Genomic DNA, 3,275 nt, shown 5'->3' with positions numbered 1-3,275 from the left:
GTAGCCTCCAGGGATGGTTTGTCAGTGGCTACCTCTTCCCCGGTAGCCTCCAGGGCTGGTTTGTCAGTGGCTACCTCTGGTTCAGGAATGTATCGGGGTTCAGATCCCCGGGCGATTTGTCGGTCAAGCTCATTCTCAATGGCGGCAATACGCTCATCAACGTATGGCCGACCCGCCATATCAACGCCTCTATCCAGCCACCGGAGTTTTGCTTCAATGAGCCCGATCTTATCCTCCTCATTGAAACAACGCTCGCAGTTAATGTTGAGTTGACGAGCAATTTTATTGTTTCTCTCTCTTCTGAAATCTTTACTGCCATGGATGTCGTTTGCTTCTTTGTCTAATGCCTGAATTTTGCTTTTTAGGGCATTCTTCTGGTGCTTCAGGCTGGTACCTTTGTCAAATTCTACTTTCAGAACTAAAGCCAGTTCTGCAACTGTATCCTTGCCTCTTTCTTTAGCAGCAGGGTTTTCACTCTTGTCGATGTTCAGCTCGTTTTCTACAGCTTCAAGCATCCTTTCCTGTTGTCTTAAAACACGCGCGTCCGGTAGCGGGTCGTCGACATAAAGGTCAAGAAAATCTCGAAGGTTCCAGGCTCTTGCTTTCTCGTCGTTGCTCCACTCCATGTCTATTTTCCAGATGAAAGCTTCCATCTCACGAAGCATGTATTCCGGGATTTCACAGTCAAATATATGGCGAACTCTGTTAAGTCTTGTTACTTTGTTATCCTCTTTGTTAACTTCGATTTCTAATATTTCTTCTACTCTTTCCAGTGTATCCAGAGCCTCCTGTTCTGCCTCTTCTATGGCTTTTGTTGCGTATGAGTGAATGTTCTCAGAAATGGCGTTACGACGATGATACACATCGTCCTTGCTATTGAGTCCATCCATCTTTAGGGCTTTTTCCACTGCAGTCAGTTTCTCAAGTACTTCAGGCATGGTTTCGGGGTGGGATGGTCTTCGATCAATTTCTTCTTCCGAACCTGCAATTGTCTCAGGTTGTTGACGCTGACCTTGTTCCCGGTCAGTGATTGATATAAGTTTTTGAGCAAGTTCCGACATTCTCAAGCTTTGCCTGATACTTTGAGAGGCTGATGCCAGTGTGTGCTCTGTCAATTCATTTTGCTTTGCGAGCAATGCCTCTGTTGTCCTGAGGTTCTCTAACTGGTTTTCTATCTCCAGTAGCTGCCCGACAAAGTCGCCGATCACTTTGGCCACAAAGCCCTCGTTCTGGCCGGAAGAATCATCAAAAGGATCATTAAAATCACCGCCATACGGATTGGTGCGAAAGGGCGCAACTTCGTGAATAGTCTGAACAAGGTGCCGGTTAGTCAGGAAATTTCTAAGAACAGGTTTGAAGCCGAAGTGTCTTAACAGTTGAATATGCAGCCAGGTTGGCGTGATGTACTGCGAAGTGAAACTGACGTGTGTCATTGTGAATTCGACTTCATCTGCTCCATCTGAAGTAGCACTGGCCAATGCCTGCTGAAGATTTTCAAAGAATGCAAGCTCTACTACCTTATCATCGTATTCTTCACCGATGTCGAGTCCGGCATCGTGCTTTGCAGATAAACCCTCCAGTATCGTCATCTGCCTGCTTCGAATGATGTACCGGTAGCTTTTGACTTTGTCTTTTTTAACCTTTGCCGTGTACTTATGATCATAACCGATATGCCCCTCCCAGACGTCACGGAGCCCTTCAACGAGAGCGATATCGGTGGGGTTCTGTTTCTGACCACGGAAAACAATAATATCTCCCGGAGTCTCAGTCACTTCCAGTTTTGGATAACCAGCAGGTACAGCATAAGCCTGGGTCTCATCCTCGACGTGTACAACATAGCCGACGGGTTGATGGTATGACAAAAAATCCTCCAGAGCTCCCCGTTGTAGATCTTTCCCGAGAACATGAACCTGGGTATAGGCAGAGGTGGCCGCTGCGAAAAGCGCATCATCATTGACAAAAAGCGATTGACCCAGTCGCTTTAACTCAGGAGGCTGATCACCTGCTGCGATAAAACGCATGAAAGTGCGCCCGTTCACTTCAACCTTGTCTACCTCAAGGGTGGCAAGGGCAACATAGCTATCGGCTCCGCCAAGCTTTCCTGCTATTTTATTCGCACCTTTCAGCACTCCCACCAGATTAACGGGGCTGGCCATTCCAGTAAACGGTTCTAATGTCCAGGTGTCTCCTGATTGAGCGCAAACAGTCTCAATTGAATCCTGATGGGTCATACTGTCTCTGACTTCGATAAGCAGTTTCTCTTCTGCAAGGTTATGGGTAAACCTGAAGACCCCTTCATTACCTACCTTCAGGACTTTGGTGTACTTCAGAGCAACGTCATTCTCGTCTGTTTCAAACTGATCAACACTGGAAACGCCACCCTCGATGCCAGAAAGGACGTCTGTGAAGCCTTCAGAAGGAATGTCATAGCCTGCTCTGACTTCGGTCTGGTCAGGATAGGTAGTGGTAAAGGATTTAGGTATTGGCTGCGAGTCATCATCCAGAGTTGGCTTAACGATGACCTCGCTCTGGGTAAACTCTACCTGTTCATTGCCCGAAATATCGACAGATTTTGTCTGCAGCTTGCGATCGGCCAGTGCGTCTGTAGCCATGATGGAGGAGCTGATGGCAACTGCTACTGCAAGGCTTAATGCATTGGGGCGGGCATGTGTCATGGTATTACCTCGAGGCTGGGTATTTTTATTACTGTGAAAAGCGATTGCCACACCGGGGGAGGAAGCGACTTATTAATCGCTTACGGCTGTCAATTGCTTATCTGAGTAGCTTCAAGGCTTTTCTACCGGAGCAGTCTCTGTGGGCTCAGAAGGAAAGGTTACACTTGACGCCAGCACTGGTGTTTCATTAGTCAACTGTCTGGTAATCATGTTAGTTGTTTGTTGCGTGATTAATTCACCATAGCTTTCCTACTTGTCCCACTTCTCATCAGCTTTAATTTGGTCGCCAGAGATGGCAGTCAAAAAGCTTGATTGATGGAGATTCCTCTTGTCATTAACAGGCGTTTTCTACTATCGCCCTGCTGCTACTCGTGGAAGGCACCAAAAGTGTAGAAGTAAGGAATACTTTCTGCATGGGAAAAAGACCATTTGGGCATAATTTCCCTGAAATATTTCTCCCAGCCATTTTCATACGTTGCCATGGTGCGATCACGTCGTTCACGGAACTGAAGATAATGCTCGTTCCGGGTCCAGCCATACATCGCGTTGTTGGCTTTAACACGGTTTGCATAGTCTTCATCGGTTTCACCATAGTGTTGA

2 protein-coding genes are annotated in these 3,275 nt (G+C 47.0%); both read right to left on the bottom strand.

Annotated features, from left to right (window positions below; translation table 11 throughout):
• Positions 1-2,675: hypothetical protein (locus KDK17_RS05110; protein WP_257287504.1), on the bottom strand; the 2,675-nt coding region annotated here is incomplete at its 3' end.
• A 365-nt stretch (positions 2,676-3,040) separates the two neighbouring features.
• The coding region (locus KDK17_RS05105) for a hypothetical protein (protein WP_257274644.1) at positions 3,041-3,275 on the bottom strand (235 nt) is incomplete at its 5' end.

The organism is Endozoicomonas sp. SESOKO2 (genome assembly GCF_024606245.1).
GTDB lineage: Bacteria > Pseudomonadota > Gammaproteobacteria > Pseudomonadales > Endozoicomonadaceae > Endozoicomonas_A.
The sequence above is the reverse complement of the archived record's forward strand: the minus strand, read 5'-3'. Positions and strand labels throughout refer to the sequence as shown.